This window comes from Crossiella sp. NPDC003009, assembly GCF_053591555.1.
The window spans coordinates 32,973-49,754 of the sequence record NZ_JBSFUA010000050.1 but is presented as its reverse complement, the minus strand read 5'-3'; the positions used below and the strand labels follow the sequence as shown (position 1 = coordinate 49,754).

Annotated in this window: 11 protein-coding genes and 2 pseudogenes; 5 read left to right on the top strand and 8 right to left on the bottom strand. The window is 70.7% G+C overall.

What is annotated here, in order from left to right; genetic code table 11:
• Positions 1-40: 40 nt before the first annotated feature.
• Positions 41-847, bottom strand: a complete 807-nt coding sequence (locus ACWDY5_RS34635; RefSeq protein WP_449726349.1) for a TetR/AcrR family transcriptional regulator C-terminal domain-containing protein — start codon at positions 845-847, stop codon at positions 41-43.
• 73 nt (positions 848-920) lie between these two features.
• Between ACWDY5_RS34635 and ACWDY5_RS34630 the strand changes: the two genes are divergently transcribed.
• Complete coding sequence (locus tag ACWDY5_RS34630; protein WP_449726348.1) at positions 921-3,182, top strand: ATP-binding cassette domain-containing protein; 2,262 nt, start codon at positions 921-923, stop codon at positions 3,180-3,182.
• A gap of 2 nt (positions 3,183-3,184) precedes the next feature.
• Complete coding sequence (locus ACWDY5_RS34625) at positions 3,185-4,624, top strand: SIP domain-containing protein (protein ID WP_449726347.1); 1,440 nt, start codon at positions 3,185-3,187, stop codon at positions 4,622-4,624.
• A 28-nt stretch (positions 4,625-4,652) separates the two neighbouring features.
• Here ACWDY5_RS34625 and ACWDY5_RS34620 read toward each other — a convergent pair whose 3' ends face one another.
• The 4 genes from ACWDY5_RS34620 to ACWDY5_RS34605 form a co-directional block, all read right to left on the bottom strand.
• Positions 4,653-6,584 (bottom strand): UvrD-helicase domain-containing protein, encoded by a 1,932-nt coding sequence (locus ACWDY5_RS34620; RefSeq protein ID WP_449726346.1) that lies wholly within the window; start codon positions 6,582-6,584, stop codon positions 4,653-4,655.
• Positions 6,585-6,655: 71 nt separating this feature from the next.
• Positions 6,656-7,120, bottom strand: coding sequence for a ribonuclease HI (gene rnhA, locus ACWDY5_RS34615; protein WP_449726345.1), 465 nt, complete (start codon positions 7,118-7,120; stop codon positions 6,656-6,658).
• Between the two features lie 22 nt (positions 7,121-7,142).
• Positions 7,143-7,664, bottom strand: coding sequence for a hypothetical protein (locus tag ACWDY5_RS34610; RefSeq protein WP_449726344.1), 522 nt, complete (start codon positions 7,662-7,664; stop codon positions 7,143-7,145).
• A gap of 49 nt (positions 7,665-7,713) precedes the next feature.
• On the bottom strand, positions 7,714-8,400 hold the full coding sequence (locus tag ACWDY5_RS34605; RefSeq protein WP_449726343.1) for a hypothetical protein: 687 nt from the start codon (positions 8,398-8,400) through the stop codon (positions 7,714-7,716).
• 191 nt (positions 8,401-8,591) lie between these two features.
• On the opposite strand from ACWDY5_RS34605, the gene ACWDY5_RS34600 reads away from it, so the two are divergent.
• On the top strand, positions 8,592-8,819 hold the full coding sequence (locus ACWDY5_RS34600) for a hypothetical protein (RefSeq protein WP_449726342.1): 228 nt from the start codon (positions 8,592-8,594) through the stop codon (positions 8,817-8,819).
• A gap of 227 nt (positions 8,820-9,046) precedes the next feature.
• A complete protein-coding gene (gene metH, locus ACWDY5_RS34595; RefSeq protein WP_449726341.1) occupies positions 9,047-12,682 on the top strand; it encodes a methionine synthase in 3,636 nt (1,211 codons plus the stop codon).
• A 299-nt stretch (positions 12,683-12,981) separates the two neighbouring features.
• Here metH and rnhA (ACWDY5_RS34590) read toward each other — a convergent pair.
• Both rnhA (ACWDY5_RS34590) and ACWDY5_RS34585 read right to left on the bottom strand, forming a co-directional pair.
• Positions 12,982-13,440: pseudogene (gene rnhA, locus ACWDY5_RS34590) on the bottom strand (ribonuclease HI); the annotation flags it as partial.
• Positions 13,441-14,073: 633 nt separating this feature from the next.
• Positions 14,074-14,754, bottom strand: coding sequence for an MBL fold metallo-hydrolase (locus tag ACWDY5_RS34585; RefSeq protein WP_449726340.1), 681 nt, complete (start codon positions 14,752-14,754; stop codon positions 14,074-14,076).
• Positions 14,755-14,913: 159 nt separating this feature from the next.
• Here ACWDY5_RS34585 and ACWDY5_RS34580 point away from each other — a divergent pair.
• Positions 14,914-15,936 (top strand): annotated as a pseudogene (locus ACWDY5_RS34580) (acyltransferase family protein); the annotation flags it as partial.
• Positions 15,937-16,004: 68 nt separating this feature from the next.
• Here the strand turns inward: ACWDY5_RS34580 and ACWDY5_RS34575 are convergent.
• On the bottom strand, positions 16,005-16,754 hold the full coding sequence (locus tag ACWDY5_RS34575) for a maleylpyruvate isomerase family mycothiol-dependent enzyme (protein WP_449726339.1): 750 nt from the start codon (positions 16,752-16,754) through the stop codon (positions 16,005-16,007).
• Between the last annotated feature and the right edge of the window lie 28 nt (positions 16,755-16,782).

The window sequence follows — 16,782 nt, the reverse complement described above, 5'->3', positions numbered from 1 at the left end:
CGGCGAGCCTAGCCACCAGCGGCCGGGGACCGCCGCCCTTTCACGCTGGGCTGAAACCCAGGTCCAGACCGGCCCGCTGCCGGGCGACCTCGATCCCGTCCAGCAGCACCGCCAGCCCGGCCTCGAAGGTCTTCCGCGCCTCGAACTCCAGGTACGGCGTGTCCCCCCGGTCCTCCTCCGGGCTCTCCTGTAGCCGCGCCAGCAGCGGGAACCGGGTGGCGAACTCCGGGGCCACCTCGCCCAGGTGCGCCGAGCGCCCGAACCACCACTCCTCGTCGGTCTGCCCGGTCGCGACCAGCGCCTGCCGCGCCTCGGCGATCGGCTGCGCGGCCCCGCGCACGTACTGCGAGAGCGCCCCGACCAGCCGCCGCACCAGCTCGGTGTCCAGCCCGGTGGCGAAGAGCAGGCCGAGCGTGGTCTCCAGCACGGTGAACTCGCCGGGTCCGAGCACCGGCCGCGCCTGGGAGACCTGCAGGACCCACGGGTGCCGCAGGTAGAACTCCCAGGTGTCCTCCGCCCACACCGTGATCGCGGCCCGCCAGCCCTCGTCCAGGTCGTAGTCGGTCGGCAGTTCGGTCAGCACCCGGTCGTACATCAGGTCGATGAGCTCGTTCTTGTTCGGCACATAGGTGTAGAGCGCCATCGCGGTGCGCCCGAGCCGCTGGCCGACCGCGCGCATGGACAGCGCGGCCATGCCCTCCGCATCGGCGATCTCGATCGCCGCGGTGACCACGGCGGCCAGGTCCAGCCCCTGCTTCGGACCGGGTTTTGGCTGCTCATCCGCTGTGCCACGCCACAGCAGGGCCATCGACCTGGCCGCGTCCCCCTGGGCGGCGTAGACCACCAACTTGCATCTCCTTACGCCATAAAGTACCGTCCTGCGGCCATCACTTTACAGCCTAAAGTTCTCTGGGGGTCAAGTGGCACTGCCTGCCGACAGTCACGATGTGATCGAGGTCAGGGGAGCACGGGAGAACAACCTGGCCGATATCTCGGTCGACATTCCGAAACGTCGCCTCACCGTCTTCACCGGGGTCTCCGGCTCCGGCAAGTCGTCCCTGGTCTTCGGCACCATCGCGGCCGAGTCGCAGCGGATGATCAACGAGACCTACAGCGCGTTCCTGCAGTCCTTCATGCCGGCCCTGGGCCGTCCGGACGTCGACTCGCTGCGCAACCTCAGCGCGGCGATCGTGGTCGACCAGGAACGCATGGGCGCCAACGCCCGCTCCACGGTGGGCACCGCCACCGACGCGCACACCATGCTGCGCATCATCTTCAGCCGCCTCGGCCAGCCGCACGCGGGCACCTCGGGCGCGTTCAGCTTCAACCTGCCCGAGGGCATGTGCCCGGAGTGCGAGGGCATCGGCAAGGCCAGCGCCATCGACGTCAAGGCGCTCGTCGACCGGGAGAAGTCGCTCAACGAGGGCGCGATCACCGTGCCCCAGTTCGCGGTGGACTCCTGGTACTGGAAGCTGCTGGCGCATTCCGGCCTGGTGGACCCGGACGTCAAGCTCAAGGACTACACCGAGCAGCAGTGGCAGGACTTCCTGCACAAGCCGGCCACCAAGATGAACATCGCCGGGATGAACACCACCTACGAGGGCCTCGTGGTCAAGGTGCAGCGGGTGTACCTGAGCAAGGACCGGGAGGCGATGCAGCCGCACGTCCGGGCCTTCGTGGACCGCGCGGTGGCCTTCACCACCTGCCCGTCCTGCCAGGGCGCCCGGCTCAACCAGGCCGCGCTGGCCTCGCTGGTCAACGGCAAGAACATCGCCGAGTGCTCGGCCATGCAGATCAGCGACCTGGCCGAGTTCCTGCGCTCGATCGCCGAACCCGCGGTGGCCCCGCTGCTGGCCGGACTGCTGGAGACGCTGGACTCGATGATCGGCATCGGCCTGGGCTACCTGAGCCTGGACCGGGAGTCCGGCACCCTCTCCGGCGGTGAGGCGCAGCGGGTGAAGATGGTGCGGCACCTGGGTTCCAGCCTCACCGACGTCACCTACATCTTCGACGAGCCCACCGTCGGCCTGCACCCGCACGACATCCAGCGGATGAACGAGCTGCTGTTGTTGTTGCGGGACAAGGGCAACACCGTGCTGGTGGTGGAGCACAAGCCCGAGGTGATCGAGATCGCCGACCACGTGGTCGACCTCGGCCCGCGCGCGGGTTCCGGTGGCGGCCAGGTCTGCTACACCGGCGACGTGGCCGGGCTGCGGGCTTCCGGCACGCTCACCGGCCGCCACCTGGACCACCGGGCGCAACTGCGCGAGGAGGTGCGCACGCCGGCCGGGCAGCTGCGGATCACCGGCGCGAACCTGCACAACCTGCGCGATGTCAGCGTGGACATCCCGCTCGGCGTGCTCACCGTGGTCACCGGCGTGGCGGGCTCCGGCAAGAGCTCGCTGATCCACGGTTCTTTGTCTACAAAGGACGGTGTCCGGATCGTCGACCAGGCCCCGATCCGTGGCTCCCGGCGCAGCAACCCGGCCACCTACACCGGGCTGCTGGACTCGATCCGCACCGCCTTCGCCAAGGCCAACGGGGTCAAGGCCAGCCTGTTCAGCGCCAACTCCGAGGGGGCCTGCCCGAACTGCAAGGGCCTCGGCCTGGTCTACACCGACCTGGCCATGATGGCCGGGGTGGCCTCGGTGTGCGAGCAGTGCGAGGGCCGCCGGTTCACCCCGGAGGTGCTGACCTACACCTTGCGCGGCAAGAACATCAGCGAGGTGCTGGCCATGCCGGTGACCCAGGCGCGGGACTTCTTCGCCAAGGGCGCCGCGCACGCCGTGCTGGACCGGATGCACGAGGTGGGCCTCGGCTACCTCAGCCTCGGCCAGCCGCTGACCACGCTCTCCGGCGGCGAGCGGCAGCGGCTCAAGCTGGCCATCCACATGGGCGAGGGCGCGGCCACCTACGTGCTGGACGAGCCCACCACCGGCCTGCACCTGGCCGATGTGGACAAGCTGCTCGGCCTGCTGGACCGGTTGGTGGACAACGGGAACACCGTGGTGGTGATCGAGCACCACCAGGCCGTGATGGCGCACGCGGACTGGATCATCGACCTGGGACCCGGCGCCGGGCACGATGGCGGCCGGATCGTCTTCGAGGGCACCCCGACCGAGCTGGTGAAGAACGCGGACACGCTGACCGCCCGCCACCTGCGCGACTACGTGGGGGTCTGACCATGACGCCACCCCTTGTCGACCACCTCCGGGTCACCGCGGTCCGCAGGCTCAGTCCGCACCTGGTGCGGGTCAGCTTCACCGGCCCTGGCCTGGAAAACCTGACCACCTGGCCCGACCAGCAGCTGAAGCTGTGCTTCCCGCAGCCGGGCCAGACCGAGCCGGTGCTGCCCGAGCTGCCGCCGGATGGCGACCCGATGCGCTGGTACCAGGCGTACCTGGCCATCCCGGCGGCCGAACGCCCGGTGCTGCGCAGCTACACCGTCCGGGCGCACCACCCGGAGACCGCCACCATCGACGTCGACTTCGTGCTGCACGGCGGCGCGGACGGCCCGGCCACGGCCTGGGCCGCCCGTGCCGAGGTCGGCGACGTGCTGGGGCGCTACGGCCCGGACTCGCAGTACGCCCGCCCGCTGGGCGAGTCCGACTGGGTGCTCTTCGCCGGTGACCTGACCGCCCTGCCCGCCATCGCCACCCTGCTGGAGTCGCTGGCGCCGGGCCGGAAAGCGTTGGTGTACCTCGAGGTTCCGGATGCCGCCGAGGAGCAGCCGCTGGCGACCGCGGCCGAGCTGGAGCTGCACTGGGTGCGCCAGGGACCGGACGCGCTGCTGACCGCGGTGCGCGGCGCGGAGCTCCCGTCCGGCACCGGCCTGGCCTGGCTGGCGGGGGAGGCGGGCGCGGTGCGCTCGCTGCGCCGCCACCTGGTCGGTGAACGCGGGATGGCCAAGCGGGACATCGAGTTCACCGGCTACTGGCGGCTGCGGCTCACCCAGGACGACGCGCCCACCGAGGAGGACATGGCCGAGGCCCAGGAACGTCTCGCCGAGGCCAACCAGCCGACCGGTCTGGACACCTTCGAACAGGCGTACCGTGAGAACAGCGCGCCGTGGGTGATCGGCGAACCGCAGCCCGCGGTGGTGGAACTGGCCGCACACGGCGAGTTCCGCGGCGAGGTGCTGGACGTGGGCTGCGGCGATGGCCAGCACACCATCCACCTGACCGCGCTGGGGCACCGCGTGCTCGGCGTGGACTACTCGGCGCTGGCCATCACCGCGGCCAGGGCCAACGCGGTCCGCGCCCAGTCCCCGGCCAGGTTCGAGGTGGCCAACGCGCTGGACCTGGGTCCGGAACCGCGTTACGACACGGTGCTGGACTCCGCGCTGTTCCACGTCTTCGGCGCGGCCGACCGGGCCGCGTACGTGCGCAGCCTGCACCGGGTGTGCCGTCCCGGCGCGGTGCTGCACCTGCTCGCGTTGTCCGACAAGGGACCCGGCTTCGGCCCCGAGGTCAGCGACTCGGTGATCCGGGCGGCCTTCGCCGAGGGCTGGGTGATCGAGTCACTGGCCGACGCCGAGTACCGGGGGGTGGTCGGCCAGACCGAGGACGGCGGCAAGCAGCTCGGCGATCTCCCGGCCTGGCTGGCCAAGATCCGCCGTGTCTAGCTGAACTGACGGGCACCGCCGGAGCTGCTCACCCGGCTTCGGCGGTGCCCCACCACAGGAAGTCCCGCGCCCTGGTCGCCGCGACCAGCTGCTGCCGCTCGCGCAGCGCCCGCTGCTCCTCGTCCTCCTTGGGCCGCGCGCCGAACTCGACCACCAGCACCGCCTGGAAGTCCAGCCCCTTGGCCCGGTGCACCGTGCCCACCTTGACCCGGTCGTCCTCCGCGCCCACGTAGTCGTCCAGCCGTAGCATCGGAATCCCGGCCGCACGCAACAGCGCCGTGCACCGGTCCAGGTCCTTGCGGTGGAACACGATCACCGCCGTCCGTCCACTCGGGACGGTCGAACCGGCCAGCGCCGAGCGCAGCGCCAGACCCAGCTCCGCCTCCGGCCCGCGCCAGGACTGGATCTCCCCGCCCTCGTTGGCCGACTCGGCCTCGCGCAACCCGACCCCGGCCGCGCCGTCCAGGTCGTCGACCTGGTTGGTGGCGTCGAACCGCTGCGCGAAACCCAGCACCTCGGCCCGGTTCCGGTAGTTGACCCGCAGCACCTCGCCCCGGCCCTGCACCGGAATCCCGGCGTCGGACAGCCGCCAGCCGCCCGGGTAGACCTGCTGCTGCCCGTCGCCGACCAGCAGCAGCCGGTTCGGCCCGTCCCCGGCCAGCTCGCGCAGCAGCCGCAACCCCATCAGCGTGATGTCCTGCACCTCGTCCACCACCACCGCCGCGTACGGCCGCTGCGGCGGTTCCCGGCGCAGCTCGGCCAGGGCCAGCGCGATCAGGTCGTTGTGGTCGTGCAGCCCGCGTTCGGCCAGATAGCGCTGGTAGCTCTGGAACAGCGCCCACACCAGCTCCCGCTGCCCGCTGTCCAGCCGCCGCACCCGACCCCGGCGCGGGGTGCGCTGGTACTCGGCCAGGCTGCCCACCCCGCGACCCTTGATCACCCGGTCGATCTCGGTCCGCCAGTAGCCGACGTCCTCGATCTCTTGCAGGGCAAGGCGATGTGCCATCCAGGCCCGGCTGAACGCGGTCTCCGCCGAGGAGGAACGGATGGTCAGCTGGTGCCCGCGCTCGCGCAGGAACTCCCGCGCCCAGGCGTGCAAGTTGGTGAACTCCACCCGGTCGGCCAGCTCCGGCGCCAGCCGGGCGAAGGAAGCCTTGTGCACCAACGGAAGCGTGCGCACGAAGGTGGTGAACAGCAGCGGCCCGGTGCTGCGCCGGGCCAGGTGCCGCAGCCGGTGCAGCGCGACCACGGTCTTGCCCGTCCCAGCGGGTCCGCTGATCCGCGCCGGTCCGCTGTAGTCCCGCACCGCCACCGCCTGCTGGCGCGGGTGCAGGAAGGTCAGCCAGCTCTCGAACGGCCGCCGCTGCGCCGCCCCCACCTGGTCCTCGGTGATCTCCGCCAGCTCCAGCAGCCCCTCGGCGGGCTGTTCCCGCTCCGGCGGCGACACCCGCAGCTCCAGGTACTCCGGCAGCCGCTCAACCAGTTGCGCGGCAACGGAATCCACCTGCGTCCGGTCCAGGTGCGCGGCCTCCCGGCGGAACAGCTCGGGCAGCTGCGCCTCGGTCAGCACCCAGCCCAGCCGGCGCTCCCGAGGTGCCCCGGCCTCCCCGCCCAGCACCACCGCGAGGTGGATCGCACTGCGCGCCAGCACCTGCCCGCGCGGCCCGGCGACCCCCGCGCACCGCTGCTCCGCGTGCAGCACGGTCTGTCCCAGCTCGGTGTCGGAGGGCACCTGCTCCCCGATCAGCACCGCGAACACCCCACGCCCCGCCACCAGGAAGGCAACCGCCTGTCCCGCAACGGGTTCGGGCCGCACCAGCAGCCGGGCCCCGGTCGCGGTCCTGGCCAGCAGCGCGGTCAGCACCCGCCGCGACACCGCGTCCAGCCCCGGCGCGCGCTCGGTCAGCACCGCCTCGGCCCGCCGAGCCACCTCCCGCTGCGCGTGCGCGCTGATCCCCACCCAGTCCCCCTAGGTCGACTTCCCGCCAACCTACGACCCCGGGCGGCGCCGAACTCCCTGGAAACCGGGATTCACCCGGATGCCTGCGCCATCGCCTCCTGCAACCCCTTGAGCGCCAACCGGTCCGCCCGCTCGTTCTCCGGATGCCCCGCGTGCCCCTTGACCCAGAACCACTCCACCCGGTGCCGCGCCGCGGCCGCCCCCAGCCGCTGCCACAGGTCCACGTTCTTCACCGGCTCCTTGCGCGAGCTGAGCCAGCCGTTCTTCTCCCACTTCGCCATCCAGGCGGTGACCCCGTTGCGCACGTAGGTGCTGTCGGTGTGGATGTGCACCACCGAGGGCCGGGTGAGCCCCTCCAGCGCGCTGATCGGCGCCATCAGCTCCATCCGGTTGTTCGTGGTCACCCCGGGCTCGCCGCCGCAGATCTCCTTCTCGTGGCGTCCGTACCGCAACACCGCGCCCCAGCCACCAGGACCGGGGTTTGGGATGCAGGCCCCGTCGGTGTAGATCTCCACCACGTTCTCGTCGTCCGGCACACCGGGACGATACCCGCGCAGGTCAGCGCCACCGCCAGGCCGACCGCCCCAGGATGCTCACGCCACACCCCGGACACGCCTGCTCCACCGGCCGACCGGCCCCGCACACCACGCAGTCCCGCTCGAACACCGACCCGTCCCGATGCGCCGCGACGACCCGCGCCACCACCCGCGCCATCGACTCCACCGGCCGCAACGCCGGATTGGGGCAGTACACCTCCAACCGCCAGGTCAACCACCGGTCCCGCCGCGGGACCTGCCGCCGCCCCACCGCCTTCTCCGCCCGCCGCCGCGCCGCGAACTCCGCCGTCAACGGCAGCCACAGCTCCCTGGCGCCCCGCAGCTCAGCCACCGCCCGGGTGAACGAGTCCAGGTCGTCCTCCGGCCGCAATGGGATCCGGGCCCAGGAGATGAGGTGCTGCCAGGTGGCCTGGTGGCCGTAGAGCGGGAACCTGGAGACGCAGTCCTTGAGCGCGAGCAGGCGCTGACGCACGGACAGCTCAGGGTTCTCGGCCTGGCGCGCGCGTTCGGGGAAGCTGCTCACGCGGCGACGATAGCCAGGGCAGCCGGTCGCCGCGAACGGGTATCGCGGGTCAGGGATGGGGGAGCTGGGCCGCGACCTCGGCCACCGCGTCCAGTGCCTCCGCGCTCAGGCTGCCCGCCGCGGTCTCGGTTTCCGCGATCACCACCGCGTTGCCGTTTGGCTGCGCGTCGTAGTTGTGGCCGCTGAACCGGATGTCCCGCAGCTCCAGCAGTTCCGCCCCCAGCGGCGTGATGTCACCGGAACCGTGCACATCGCTGAGCCGCCGGAAGTCCTCCGCCTGCCCCTTGGTGCGGAAGCGCACCCAGACGACCGAGACGACCACCACGTTCCCCTCGCCGTCGCCGATGCTGAACAGCGCTCGGTCGAGTGACTTGCACGGGGTGTGCGCGAAGAACTCGCGGACCCGGCCGAAGGAGTGGGACAGGCACTCGGCCGCGGTCCTGACCTCCTTGCGCAGCTGCCGGGTGCCCAGCCGCTGCCACGCCTGTTCCGCCTTGCCGCTCTTCGCCGACTTCTTGCCCTCGCTCTTCCGCGCGCTGATGTTCCGCGAGGCGGCCGAGTTCGCCGCGCCACCACCCGAGCCGCCGCCGGCACCGCCCGCACCGCCCAGTCCCAGCCCGCCACCGGCCCCGGCCGCGCCGGCCAGCGCCACCGCGGCCACCGCGGCGACCACGACGGCACCGCCCTTGCCCGCCGGATCCGAACCGCCGCCCGCGCCACCGATACGTCGTCCCATGTCGCTCCTCCCCGAGCCGACCTGATCCCGCTGACCTAACTCGCGGACGGCGGACACCTGACGCGAACCGGAAGCCGGTCGCCTGAACGGCCCAGGGAAAGCACCCGGCCGGGCGCCATCCGCGGCCGGGTGCGGCCCGCGACCTGCCGATCTACCGGGGCACCGTCGGCAGCCTCCTGACCGAGGATCCAGTGGAACTGTGGCAGCGCTCCAGGGCCCGCTGGCTCGACCCGTTCGTGCTGGACTGCCTGTCCCGGATCCGCACCCGCCGTGACTGGGCGGCGGCGGTCCGTCAGATCGACCGCCGGTTCGGCTCGCCCGAGGTGGTGGCCCGGATCGAGGCCAGACCGGTGACCTGCGCACATCCGGGGCCATCCCAACAGGCAGGACAGATCGGCACTGAGTGGGCACTTCGCTAGACTCCGCCGGGGGCGGCAGTGTGGCCGTACCGCTGGAGAAGCAGGTCTGGGGAGACCACTTCGGCCGGTTCCTCAAGTAGCTGAATCACGCGACGCGGCGTACAGGGTTGTTCGGTACCCTCTTCGCTGAAGGTCGAGAGGCGCTGCAACGGGTTCCGGCCCGCCACGCTCGACCGGTTCGAAGACACCAAAGGGCGCCTCCCAGACTGAGTCGGGAGGTGCATTCGGTGGGTAACAACGGTGACCGCACGCAGGAGCTCAAGGAGCTGCTGGCACAGCGGGTGGTGGTGCTCGACGGCGCGTGGGGCACCATGTTCCAGAACGCCGCGCTCAAGCCGGAGGACTACTACGGCGACCACTGGGCCAACCACGCCCGGGACGTCACCGGCGACCCTGATCTGCTCAACATCACCCGTCCCGACCTGGTGCTGGACATCCACCGCCAGTACCTGGACGCGGGCGCGGACATCACCACCACCAACACCTTCACCGCCACCGGGATCGGCCAGGCCGACTACCTGATGGAGAAGCACGTCCGCGAGATGAACATCTCCGCGGCCCAGCTGGCCAGGCAGGCCGCGGACGAGGCAGGAGGCAAGTTCGTCGCCGGCTCGATCGGGCCGCTGAACGTGACCCTGTCGCTGTCGCCCCGGGTGGAGGACCCCGGCTACCGCGCGGTGAACTTCCAGCAGGTCAAGGACACCTACGCGGAGCAGATCTCGGCGCTGGCCGAGGGCGGGGTGGACCTGCTGCTGGTGGAGACCATCTTCGACACGCTGAACTGCAAGGCCGCCATCGCCGCCGCCCGCGAGGTCGCCCCGCACCTGCCGCTGTGGATCTCGGTGACCATCGTCGACCTGTCCGGCCGCACCCTGTCCGGGCAGACCGTCGAGGCGTTCTGGAGCTCCATCGAGCACGCCGACCCGATGGTGGTCGGCCTGAACTGCTCGCTCGGCGCCGCGGAGATGCGCCCGCACGTGGCCGATCTGGCCCGCTTCGCCAACACCTACACGTCGGCGCACCCCAACGCGGGCCTGCCCAACGCCTTCGGCGGCTACGACGAGACCCCGGCGCAGACCGCGGAGCTGCTCGCCGAGTTCGTCGAGTCCAACATGGTCAACATCGTCGGCGGCTGCTGCGGCACCACCCCGGCGCACATCAGGAAGATTGCCGAGACGGTCTCCTCGCTCAAGCCGCGCATCGTGCCGGAACCGGCGCACCGCACCAGGTTCAGCGGCCTGGAGCCGTTCGAGATCACCGAGAACACCGGCTTCGTGATGATCGGTGAGCGGACCAACGTCACCGGCTCGGCCAAGTTCCGCAGGCTGATCGAGGCCAACGACTACCAGACCGCGGCCAACGTCGCGCTGGAGCAGGTCCGCGGCGGCGCGAACATCCTGGACGTCAACATGGACGCCGACCTGCTCGACAGCGAGCGGGCGATGACCAACTTCCTCAACCTGATCGCCACCGAGCCGGAGATCGCGCGCATCCCGGTGATGATCGACAGCTCCCGCTGGAGCGTGCTCGAAGCCGGGCTGAAGTGCGTGCAGGGCAAGGGAATCGTCAACTCGATCAGCCTGAAGGAGGGTGAGGAGCAGTTCCTCGCCCAGGCCAGGCGGATCCGCGACTACGGCGCGGGCGTGGTGGTGATGGCCTTCGACGAGGAGGGCCAGGCCGACACCACCGAGCGCAAGGTGTCCATCTGCGGCCGCGCCTACGACCTGCTGACCCAGCAGGCCGGCTTCCCGGCCGAGGACATCATCTTCGACCCGAACGTGCTCGCCGTGGCCACCGGCATCAGCGAGCACAACGGCTACGCCAAGGCCTTCATCGACGCGCTGCCGCTGATCAAGCAGCGCTGTCCGGGCGTGCGGATCAGCGGCGGCATCTCCAACCTGTCCTTCTCCTTCCGCGGCAACGACGTGGTCCGCGAGGCCATGCACTCCTCGTTCCTGTACCACGCCACCCAGGTCGGCCTGGACATGGGAATCGTCAACGCCGGCCAGCTCGCCGTCTACGCCGACATCCCGGCTGACCTGCTGGAACTGGTCGAGGACGTGCTCTTCGACCGCCGCCCGGACGCCACCGACCGGCTGGTCGCGCACGCCGAGACGGTCAGCGGCAGCGGCACCAAGCGGGTGCTGGACCTGTCCTGGCGCGAGGCGCCGGTGGGCGAGCGGCTCTCGCACGCGCTGGTGCACGGCATCGTGGACTTCATCGAGGAGGACACCGAGGAGGCCCGCCAGCTGCTGCCCAGGCCCCTTGAGGTGATCGAGGGTCCGCTGATGGACGGCATGAAGATCGTCGGCGACCTGTTCGGCGCGGGCAAGATGTTCCTGCCGCAGGTGGTCAAGAGCGCCCGCGTGATGAAGCGGTCGGTGGCCTACCTGGAACCGTTCATGGAGGCGGAGAAGGAGGCGGCCCGCCTGGCCGGGGTGGTCACCGAGAGCCGCGGCAACGGCAAGGTCGTGATGGCCACGGTCAAGGGCGACGTGCACGACATCGGCAAGAACATCGTCGGCGTGGTGCTGGGCTGCAACAACTACGAGGTCATCGACCTGGGCGTGATGGTGCCCGCGGCCAAGATCCTGGACACCGCGGTGGCCGAGGGCGCCGACGCGATCGGCCTGTCCGGCCTGATCACCCCGTCCCTGGACGAGATGGTCAACGTGGCCGCCGAGATGGCGCGGCGCGGCCTGAAGCTGCCGCTGCTCATCGGCGGCGCGACCACCTCCCGGCAGCACACCGCGGTGCGCATCGCGCCTGCCTACGAGGGCACCACCGTGCACGTGCTGGACGCCTCCAGGGTGGTGGGCGTGGTCTCCGACCTGCTCGACCCGGACCGCGCCGAGGAACTGGCCCAGCGCAACCGGGTCGACCAGGACCGCCTGCGCGTGCAGCACGAGGCCCGCGAGCACAAGCCGCTGCTGACCGTGGAGGCGGCCCGCGCCAACTACGAGCTGGTCTCCTTCGAGGACCTGCCCACCCCGGACTTCACCGGCATCCGCACGGTGACGCCCGACCTGACCACCCTGCGCGGCATGGTCGACTGGACGTTCTTCTTCCTGGCCTGGGAGCTCAAGGGCAAGTACCCGAAGATCCTGGAGAACCCGGTGGCGAAGGAGCTCTTCGACGACGCCAACGTGCTGCTGGACCAGATCATCGCCGAGGGCCGGTTCCAGGCGAAGGGCGTCTACGGCTTCTGGCCGGCCCGCAGCGAGGGCGACGACATCGTGGTGGACAACGGCACCCCCGGCGGTGTGCGGCTGCCGATGCTGCGCCAGCAGACCCAGAAGCCGGAGAACCGCCCCAACCGCTGCCTGAGCGACTACGTGGCACCGGAAGGCGACTACCTGGGCGGTTTCGCGGTGGCCATCCACGGCGCCGAGGAGCTCTCCGCCGAGTACGAGGCCAAGCACGACGACTACCGCGCCATCATGGTCAAGGCCCTCGCCGACCGCCTCGCCGAAGCCTTCGCCGAATGGGCCCACCTGGAAGCCCGCCGAGCCTGGTTCGAGCCGGACACCCAGCCCGACCTGGCCGACCTGCACGCCGAACGCTTCCGCGGCATCCGCCCCGCCCTGGGCTACCCGGCCAGCCCCGACCACAGCGAAAAACGCGAGCTCTTCGACCTGCTCGAAGCCGAAAAACTGGGCCTGGCCCTCACCACCTCCTTCGCCATGACCCCAGCCGCCGCGGTCAGCGGCCTGATCTTCCAACACCCCGAGGCCAAGTACTTCACCGTCGGCCGCCTCGGCAAGGACCAGGTCCACGACTACGCCAAGCGCCGCGACATGCCCCTGCCGGAAGTAGAACGCTGGCTCCGCCCGAACCTGGGCTACGAGCCGGAGGCGCGCTGACCCCAGGTGGGGGCCGCACACCCACGCGGCCCCCACCCTCAGCCCGAGAACAGATCGGGCACCACCGCCGCGTCCCGATGCCGCGCACACCGCCCACCCCCGGTCGCGACCGCGCACGGCTTGCCGTTCTTCCGCGCCGCCCGGCACTGCAACGCCGGATCGTGCACATGGCAGAGCCCATCCGGCCCAGCCTCGATCGGACAGGCCCGGCCCGCCTTGGTGATCGCCGAACACCGCCGCTGAGCGGGCACCGCCGATCGCGGCACCGGCTCACGTTTCCCACCCGCTCGCCACGACACCCGCGCGCCGCCCCCGGTCACCTCCCGCACACCCCGGCCCGCCAGCCGATCCGCCCGCTCGTTCTCCGGAATCCCCGAGTGCCCCTTCACCCACCGCCACTCAACCCGGTGCGGCGCAACGACATCGTCCAGCAACCGCCACAGATCGGCGTTGGGCACCGGCCGGTTCCCCTTCGCCAGCCAGCCATTGGCCTTCCACCGTGCCACGCTGATCCCCATCCCGTCGGTCAGGTAACGGCTGTCGCTGAAGACCCGCACCGCACACGGCCGGGTCAGCGCCCGCACCGCCTGGATGGGCGCCATCAACTCCATCCGGTTGCTCGTGGTCGGCCCCGGCTCACCGCCGTACAGCTCCCGCTCATGCCCGCCACACCGCAACACCGCACCCCAGCCGCCGGGGCCGGGATTCCCGCGGCACGCGCCATCGGTGTAGATCTCCACAACCTGTTCGGTCTCCATGGACCCGAACGTAGGACCGCCCCGAGCACCTGTTCGCACAGCGAAACCCGATCCGCCCCGCGCGACTCCTGGTGGCGTCAGGTGCGCCGACCTCGGCGATCAGCCGGTGCGCTTGGCCTCGCGCCGCCGTTGGCGTTCGACAGCGGCCATGGCACCCGGCGGTAACAGGTCCAGCAGTTGGTCCTGGTTCACGTAGAAGACCTCGGGATTGCGGTTGTGTGGTCCCCACCCCGTGGATCCGCGTAGCAGCACGGTGCTACCCGCGCGAGGCCAGTTGAAATGGAACCAGGTGTCCTGGGTATAGCCTGTGGGCCACCTGATAAGTGCCTTGGAGCCCCGCCTGGCGGTCTGATACACGCGTGTCACAAAGGCGATCTCGACGTCTGGCGTGCTCTGCGAGTAGTTCTGCATCCGAGCCCATTGGTGGTAAAATTGCAGGTCGAGCCTGCGTCGCCATCGGACTCTGACAAATACTATGAGAGCTACAATTCCGGCTAATGCGAACAGGGCAATCGCGGTGGTCACAAGTCTCCCCACAATGTGACAGCAACTGAACTGTGCACGCGAAGTGCGGACGGACAAGATGGCACCGTCTGAACTTGTCAGACGGTGCCATCTTGCACGAGTCTCAGCTCACCAGCCGCGTTCGCGCCATTCGCTGAGCTTCGGCCGCTCCGCCCCAATAGTGGAGTCGTCCCCATGCCCCGGATAGAACCAGGTGTCATCCGGCAGGTAGTCGAACAACCGCTCCGACACATCCGCGATCAACGACTGGAAGTCCTCCGGCGACCCCGTCTTCCCCACCCCACCAGGGAACAGCGAGTCCCCGGTGAACAGGTGCCCGGTGCTCTCCGGATCCCGGTACAGCAACGCGATCGACCCCGGCGTGTGCCCGCGCAGGTGGATCACCTCGAGCTCGCTCTCGCCCACGGTCACCGTGTCGCCGTGCTCGACCAGCACGTCCGGCGGGGCGGGCAGGGGGTCGGCGTCGAGGGGGTGGACCACGATCTGGGCCCCGGTGGCGCCGGCCACCGCGCCCAGGGCTTGCCAGTGGTCGGGGTGTTGGTGGGTGGTGACGACGGCGCGCAGGCGGGGGCGGTTGGCGTCGTGGCCCAGGAGGTCCAGGAGGCGTTCCGCGTCGTTGGCGGCGTCGATCAGGAGGGCGTCGCCGGTGGTGCGGCACACCAGGAGGTAGGCGTTGTTGTTCCAGTCTCCGCCCACGGACAGTTTGGTGATCGTCAGGTGGGCCAGGGTGCGGCGGGCGGCTGGGCCGCCGGGCTCGACATGGCCGGTGTAGTTCTCGAGGACCTCCACGGGACCACCGTAGTACCTGGGGGGATCCGGTCGCGGACCGCTATCGGCGGGGCGTGTTTTCCTGCGGCATTCGGGGGTGGGATCCCTCTTCAGGTCACGCTCAGCAATGGGGCTTAGGGTTGGGCTGCAAACGATCACCAGCACCTCCCAGCCCCCTCTGTGAGCGACGTGCCGAACTCCTCCACCGCAGCCGCGACACCAGCGCCGCCGGCCTCCGCGCCGCCGGTCGTGGCCACCACCCGTCATGTCAGCTGGGACCTCATCCGCGTCCTCGCCGTGACGGCGGTGTTGTTACAGCACGCCACCAACCTCGGGCCGCACGACCATCCCGAGCTGGGCGGCATGCCGTTCCGGTTCGGCATCCAGGTCGGGGCCAACAGCCTGCTGGTGATCTCCGCCTACTTCACCGCGCGGACCTTGGCGCGCGGGCGTTCCGGGCGTTTTGTCTGGCACAAGGTGGCGCGGCTGCTGCCCGCCTACTGGCTCGCGGTCACCGTCACCTACCTGCTGCGCACCAACATCGCGCCCGCGGACTGGACCGGCGGCCTGGACCTGCACGACTACCTGGCCAACCTGGCCCTGCTCCAGGCTCGCGTCCCGGACGCCGACTTCGTGGACATCAGCTACTGGACCCTCCAGCTCCAGATGACCGCGTTCGTGGTGGCCGCGGTGCTGGCCGCGTGCTGGAAATGGTCCTATCGGGACCTGCGGATCCTGTGCTGGGCGCTGGTGCTCGCGCCGTTGCCGCTGAGCTGGCTGCGCGAGCACTCCGCCTCACTCGACTGGTGGTTCGGCATGCTCCAGCTCAACCGCACCCACCTGTTCGCGGTCGGCCTGGCCATCTGGCTGTGGTCCCGCCGCCGGATCAGCCCGGTCCAGTTCGGATTGTTGCTCGCCGCGGCCGCCGCGGCCCAGGAATGGCATCTCGGCGAGCCCGGGGGAGCGGCGGCGCTGGCCGGCATGGTGGCGCTGATGGCGCTGGCCGCGCGACGGCCGGTGTGGAACCTGCCGGTGCTGCGCTCGCTGGGCAGGCCGCTGGCCTGGCTGGCCGGCATCTCCTTCGGCGTGTACCTGGTCAACTACCAGGTCGGCTCGCTGATCTCGTTGGGGCTCAAGCGAATCGGCGTCGACTCCTGGGCGCGGCTGGCCTTGGTGCTCGGCGCGCTGGTGCTGCTCGGCTGGCTGCTCACCCGGCTGGTGGAGAAGCCGCTGTTCCGGCTCCTCACCACCAGCAGGATCCGCCGTCGGCGTCAGAGCCAGCGGGGCAGTTCGGGCACGGTGCCGGACAACGCGGTGCCGTCCCCGCGCCCGGTCAGCCAGGCCAGCATGGCCGGCGCTTCCCCGCGCACCACCGCGGCCGGAGCGTCCGAGCCCTCGAGCGTCCAGACCCGCTGACCGCCCTCGGGCAGCTCGACCTCCAGCTGCAGCGCGGGCGCGCCCGGCCGTTCCCCGTACACCGCGAGCGAACTGCCGATCAGCTCGCCCAGCACCGCGGGGTCGATGTCCTCGAACCCGACGCCGACATCGAGGTCCACCAGGTGCACCCACACCTCGCGCACCCGCAGCCACGGGATCTCGTGCGCCACGAACGGGGTGCCGCTGGTGTGCTGGATGTCCGCGGTCCAGGCCGTCTCGCTCAGCGCCCTGGCCGCCGCGGCGAACCGCTCGCTCGCGGCCACCAGGTCCTCTTGCAGCAGCCGGAGCCTGCGGTTGGCGCCTTCCTCGATGTCGGCGTCCCGGTCCGCGCGGCTGGCGTACATCGGGTGCTCGACCCCGGTGCGCGCCCAGATCACCAGGTTCAGCAGGGCATCGGCGTTGCGGGCCAGGTGGGTCAGCAGGTGACCCCTGGTCCAGTCCGGCAGTCCGCTCGCACCGCGCACCCCCGCGTCACCGAGCTCGGTGACGGCTTGGAGCAGCCGCTGGTCCGCGCGTTCCAGCGCGTCCAGGGCGGTGCTCGCCCTGGCCGCGGCATCGGCGGGACTGCGGCGCGGTGATGGCACGGAAACTCCCGTCAGCTGGCGTGCTAAT